Annotated in this window: 7 protein-coding genes; all 7 read right to left on the reverse strand. The window is 65.4% G+C overall.

All coding sequences use genetic code 11. The annotated features are described in order from the left end of the window. Positions 1 to 580: 580 nt before the first annotated feature. Positions 581 to 1,192: a c-type cytochrome biogenesis protein CcmI gene (gene ccmI / locus VGG47_RS11670; protein ID WP_331538690.1), complete on the reverse strand. Its 612-nt coding sequence runs from the start codon at positions 1,190 to 1,192 to the stop codon at positions 581 to 583. Then, positions 1,189 to 1,638, reverse strand: a complete 450-nt coding sequence (locus tag VGG47_RS11675) for a cytochrome c-type biogenesis protein (protein WP_331538692.1) — start codon at positions 1,636 to 1,638, stop codon at positions 1,189 to 1,191. The genes ccmI and VGG47_RS11675 overlap by 4 nt, the downstream gene beginning before the upstream one ends. Further along, complete coding sequence (locus tag VGG47_RS11680; protein WP_331538694.1) at positions 1,635 to 2,192, reverse strand: DsbE family thiol:disulfide interchange protein; 558 nt, start codon at positions 2,190 to 2,192, stop codon at positions 1,635 to 1,637. The genes VGG47_RS11675 and VGG47_RS11680 overlap by 4 nt, the downstream gene beginning before the upstream one ends. 138 nt (positions 2,193 to 2,330) lie before the next feature. Beyond that, the gene (locus VGG47_RS11685) at positions 2,331 to 4,331 is read right to left on the reverse strand and encodes a heme lyase CcmF/NrfE family subunit (protein WP_331538697.1); all 2,001 of its coding nucleotides are present in this window, start codon (positions 4,329 to 4,331) and stop codon (positions 2,331 to 2,333) included. Next, positions 4,328 to 4,840, reverse strand: a complete 513-nt coding sequence (gene ccmE / locus VGG47_RS11690) for a cytochrome c maturation protein CcmE (protein WP_331538699.1) — start codon at positions 4,838 to 4,840, stop codon at positions 4,328 to 4,330. Before ccmE ends, VGG47_RS11685 begins: the two co-directional genes overlap by 4 nt. Beyond that, a complete protein-coding gene (ccmD, locus tag VGG47_RS11695; protein ID WP_331538701.1) occupies positions 4,840 to 4,968 on the reverse strand; it encodes a heme exporter protein CcmD in 129 nt (42 codons plus the stop codon). The genes ccmE and ccmD overlap by 1 nt, the downstream gene beginning before the upstream one ends. Further along, on the reverse strand, positions 4,965 to 5,344 hold a 380-nt coding region (gene ccsA / locus VGG47_RS11700; RefSeq protein ID WP_331538703.1), incomplete at its 5' end, for a cytochrome c biogenesis protein CcsA. The genes ccmD and ccsA, both read right to left, overlap by 4 nt.

The following is a 5,344-nucleotide window of genomic DNA, read 5'->3' on the forward strand; positions in this document are numbered from 1 at the left end:
CCACGGTCTGGGACACATACGACGATATCGTGGAAGCCTGCAAAACCGCATGGAACTGGTTCATCGCCGATCCAGACCGCATCAACTCAATCGGTAGCCGCGATTGGGCATGTGTCAGTCTTTAGGCGGATTGGTATTACACGACCAAGAGCGATGAAGCGGCGCTTGCACCTGCCATCGAAGCTCTGTCTCTCGTCGCTGACGTCCGGCTCGAACTCATGGCCCCATCCGAAAATAAGGATGAACTCATCAGGGCGTGTCATCAGGATGCGTCGCGGAATGCTGCGCAGGAGGGCGCCGCGCTTTTTATGCTCAATGCCGACATTCATCTCGAAGGTGGCTTCGTGTCTTCCATTCAGAGGTCGCTATCTCGGAGCGCTGGCTCGCGGCGCGGGCTCGCGGAACCCGAGTGATTCCGCGATAACTGGATAGAAGAAAGCTGCCGCTTTTAAAAAAAAGCGGCGCAAAAATTTTTGCTCCTCTGGGCGATGGGCGTTATCGCCGACAACGCCCATGGCCCAGATTAACAACGTTTTTTTGCTTCTTTTTGTTCACAAAAAGAAGTCTTTCCCTTCGCTTCCTAAGGCTGCGCCTGGGCGATGCGCTGTGCGTCGAGCGAACGCCAGCTTGCGTTCGCCGGGGCGTTGGCGATGGATTGTTTGAACAAAGCCAGCGCTTCCGGCGTGATGGTGCCGGCGCGCTCGGCCAGGGCCTCGGCCAGGTAGGCCTCGCCCTGGCTGGCATCGACGGTGTTCGTTGGTTCGCCCGCCAGCCGCCCGCGCAGCAGGGCGATGAGTCGGTCGAGCTGCGCGTTCGCCGCCTGTTGCTGGGCCAGCCATTGGGCATGCGGCTCGGAGGGCACGTCCGGCGTGCTGCCGGGCAGGTAGAGCGCGAAGGCCGCCAGCGGGATGGCGATGATTGTGACGATCAGCAGGAAGCGCGCATTGCCGTCCAGCGCGCGCTCCTTGAGGCTGTCGGCGGTGAGCAGGCGGCGCTCCACCTCCAGCCTGGCGGCGGCGTATTCGGGTGCTGCGATGCGCTGATCGGCGAGGTCGCGGGTGAGTTCATCGAGCTGCGCGCGGTGCAGAGCGAGCGCGGCCCCACGGCGGTCGCGGGTGCGGCCCCCGCGATAAGCGAACGCCAGGGGCGTCATCAAGACCAGGGAGAGGCCCAGCATGTACAGGAAGATCATCGCAGCAATTCATCCAGACGTTTGATCTCGGCGTCGCTCAGCGGGGTGGGGGGAGGCACACGGATGCGCCGCGCCAACCAGAAGATCAGAAACCCCAAAGCGAGCGCGAGTGGCGGAGCAAAGTAGAGCAGCCAGGTGAGCGGCATGAAGGGCGGCTTCAGCAGCACGAAGATGCCGTAGCGCTGCACCATGAACTGCATGATGCTCTGGCTGCTGTCGCCCGCCACCACGTGCTGGCGGATGATGACGCGCAGCTGTTTGGCCAGGGTGGCGGAAGAGCCCTCGATGCTCTCATTCTGGCAGACCAGGCAGCGCAGCTGGTCGCCGATGGCTTCCGAGCGGGTTTCTTGCGCTTGGCTCAGCGTCACGCCGTCGCGCGTGACCATCTGCGCCTGGGACAGAGCTGGGAGCAGCGCGAGGAGGAACAGGAGCAGAAAACGTTTCATGAGTAGCGCTGCAGCAGCTGGCGCAGCGTGCCGTTGACGATGTCGTCTGTCAGTGGCCCGGCATAGCGCCAGCGCACGATGCCGGTCTTGTCGATGAAATAGGTTTCCGGCACGCCGTAGACGCCCCAGTTGATCGCGGTGAGGCCGGAGGTATCGGCGGCGATGCGGGCATAGGGATTGCCGTTCTGCGCCAGATACTGCGCGGCCGCGTCCGGCTTGTCCTCATAGTTGATGCCCCAGATCGGCAGGCCGGTTTGCGCCAGCTGGTCGAGCGTCTGCGCCTCCTGCAGGCAGGGAATGCACCACGAGGCGAACCAGTTCACCAGCATCGGCCGAGGCGGCGCTAGCAGATCGGTGTCGGTGAAGCCGGGGCCGCCGTTCAGGCCAGGGAGCGAGAAGGCGGGCGGGCGTTTGCCGACCAGCGGCGAGGGCAGCGCGTGCGGGTCGTAATCGTTGCGCTGCATCCGGCGCAGGATGATGTAGAAACCTTCGCCGCCGGTGACGGCCAAAGCGAGGGGGACGCCGAACAGCAGGCGGCGGCGGATGGGCGACATCGCTCTAGGCCGGCCTTTCGGAAAAAAGGAAGTAGCCGCTTTTTAAAAAAAGCGGCGCAAAAATTTTTGTTATGCTGGGCCTGAGGCTTTGTCCGCGACAACGCCCATGGCCCGAAGGCGCAAAAAACTTCTTTTTGTTCACAAAAAGAAGCCTTCTTCTTCGCTTCCTAGAGCTACCACTTCTTCGGGCTTTTTCTGTTTCGCGCGCGCCGGGGCGCCGACGCGCAGGCGTCGGTCGGAGAGCGAGATCATGCCGCCCAGCGCCATGATCAGCCCGCCGAACCAGATTTCCGGCGCCAGCGGGTGCCGGTTCAGGCGTAATTCCGCGCCGCCGCCGGCGGGTTCGTCGGAGAATACGGCGTAGATGTCCTGAAAGCCGTTAGTGTTGATCGCGGCGTCGTTGGTGGTCACCCCCTGGGCGGCGAAATTTCTGCGTGATGGGTGCAGCACGAGCAGCGCGTGTCCATGCGCGCTGAGTGTGATGTCGGCGATGCGCTGCGAATAGTCGGGGCCGGGCGCGCTATGGATGTCGTTCAGGGTCCACGCATAGCCGCCGAGCTCGGTGGTCTGGCCAGGTTGCATGACGATGACTTTCTGGGTCGCCAGCGTCATGCCGGCGATGCCGAGCACGGTGACGCCGAAGCCGAGATGGCCGAGCGTGGCGCCGATCGCGGCGCGCGGCAGGGTCATCAGCCGGGCGAGGGAGGCGCTGAGCGGCACGCGGAACAGGCGCAGCCGCTCCGCGAGGTCGGTGAGGGCGGAGAGCACCACCCAGATGCCACCGGCCAGGCCGAGGGCCGTGACCACATGGCGCTCCGCGGTCGTCACCAGAAACACCACCAGCGCCACGCCGGCGGCGAGCCACAGGCGGGCGAGCGCCGGGGCCAAAGCCGCGCGCTTCCAGGGCAGCAGCGGGCCGACGGCCATCGCGATGATCAGGGGGGCTGTCAGCGGCAGGACCGTCTGGTTGAAGAACGGTGCGCCGACCGAGAGCTGGATGCCGAACAGCAGGTTGGCGAACGGCGGATAGAGCGTGCCGATGAATACCACGCTGGCGATGGCGCAGAGGAAGATGTTGTTGAGCACCAGCGCGCTCTCACGGCTGAGCGGTGAGAACATGCCCGTGGCCGCCAGCACCGGGGCGCGCACCGCGAACAGCAGCAGCGAGCCGCCGATGGTGAGGCCAAGCAGCACCAGGATGAACAGGCCCTGATCCGGCGCCGCGGCGAAGGAGTGCACGGAGTTGAGGATGCCCGAGCGGACCAGGAAGGTGCCGGACAGGCTGAGCGAGAAGGTGGCGATGGCGAGCAGCACCGCCCAGGCCTTCAGCGCTTCGCGCTTCTCCACCACGATCGCGCAATGCAGCAGCGCCGTGCCGGTGAGCCAGGGCAGCAAAGCGGCGTTCTCGACCGGGTCCCAGAACCAGAACCCGCCCCAGCCCAGCGTGTAATAGGACCACCAACTGCCGAGCGTGATGCCGGCGGTGAGAAAGATCCAGGAGAGTAGCGCCCAGGGGCGCACCCAGCGGCCCCAGGCGGCGTCGATCCGCCCCTCGATCAGTGCGGCGATGGCGAAAGCGAAGGCGACCGAGAAGCCGACATAGCCGGCGTAGAGCACCGGCGGGTGGAAGGCGAGGCCGGGGTCCTGCAGGATCGGGTTGATGCCCGCGCCCTGCAGCGGTGGCGGCCAGAGCCGGGCCAGCGGGTCGGAGACGGTGAGGGTGAAGAGCAGGAACCCGCCGGAGACCAGGCCCAGCACGCCGAGCACACGGGCGCGCAGCGAGGAGGGCAGGTTATGCCCGAAAACGGCGACGGTGGCGCCGCAGAGCGAGAGGATGAAGCACCACAGGACCATCGAGCCATCATGATTCCCCCAGGTTCCGGTGATCCGGTAGATGAAGGGCACGGCGCTGGAGGAGAAGTCGGCGACGTTCTCGACCGTGAAGTCGGAGACGATGCCGGCATAGATCAGGCACAGGAAGCAGGTGCCGATCGCCAGCAGATGGCTGATGGCCAAAGCCGGTGCGGCGCGCATGGCGCGCGGGTCGCGCAGGCCCGGCGCGAAAATGCCGATCACGCCCTGGGCGAAGGCGAGCGCCACGGCCAGAGCGAGGGCGAAATGTCCGAGTTCGGGGATCATGAGCTGGTGTTCTTCACTGGCATCGTGTTCCAGGTGTCGGCGGCCGGGGGTGGGCCGTATTTGGGGTTCCACCTGCCGGCATTCTTTAGTGCCTCTTCCACGTCCTTGGGCATGTAGGCGGACCCGTGCTTGGCCAGCACCTCGTCGGCGGAGAAGGTGCCGTTGGCGGTCATGGCGCCGATCGCCACCACGCCCTGGCCCTCGCGGAACAGGTCCGGCAGCACGCCGGTGAAGGACACCGGCACCGAGGCCTGGCCATCGGTGACGCGGAACGAGGTGGTCGGCGCATCCGAGCCCCGGGCGATGCTGGTGGCGACGGTGCCGACCTGGACGATGCCGCCGAGGCGGAAGCTCATGCCCGGCGCCGGGTCTTTGGCGAGCACCTGACGCGGACTGAGAAAATAAGTGAGGGTCGAAGAGAAGGCCGCGAGCATCAGACCGGTCGCGGCGCACAGGCAGATGCCGCAGGTGAGGACGAGGTAGAGCCGGCGTTTTTTGCGCGCGCGCATCAGCGCGTTTCCACCGCGCGCAGGCGGCGCACGGCACGGCGATAGCGGACGAAGGTGAGGGCGCCGATGGCGGCCAGGAACAGCACGGCGACGCCGTAGCTGCCGTCGATGAAAGGGGCCGCGTTCACGCTTGACGCTCCGCGGCGGCGAGCAGCAAGCCGCGCGTGCGCCGTTCCATGATGGCGGCGCAGACCCGGGCGCAGACCAAGGTCACAAAGCAGAGATAGAAGCCGAGGGTGGAGATGATCAGCGGGTAGAGCATGGTGATATAGATTTTCGAGCCGCTGCCGAAGGAGATGGTGTTGCCCTGGTGCAGCGTGTTCCACCATTGCACGGAGAACACGATGATCGGCAGGTTGATGGCGCCGACCAGCGCCAGAATGGCGGCGGCGCGGTGGCCGTGCACCGGGTTATCGAAAGCGCGGATCAACGCGATATGGCCGAGATAGAGAAAGAACAGGATCAGCATGGAGGTGAGCCGCGCTTTCGATAACCCGGTGCACG

The sequence above is a fragment of the Acidocella sp. genome (assembly GCF_036489515.1).
GTDB lineage: Bacteria > Pseudomonadota > Alphaproteobacteria > Acetobacterales > Acetobacteraceae > Acidocella.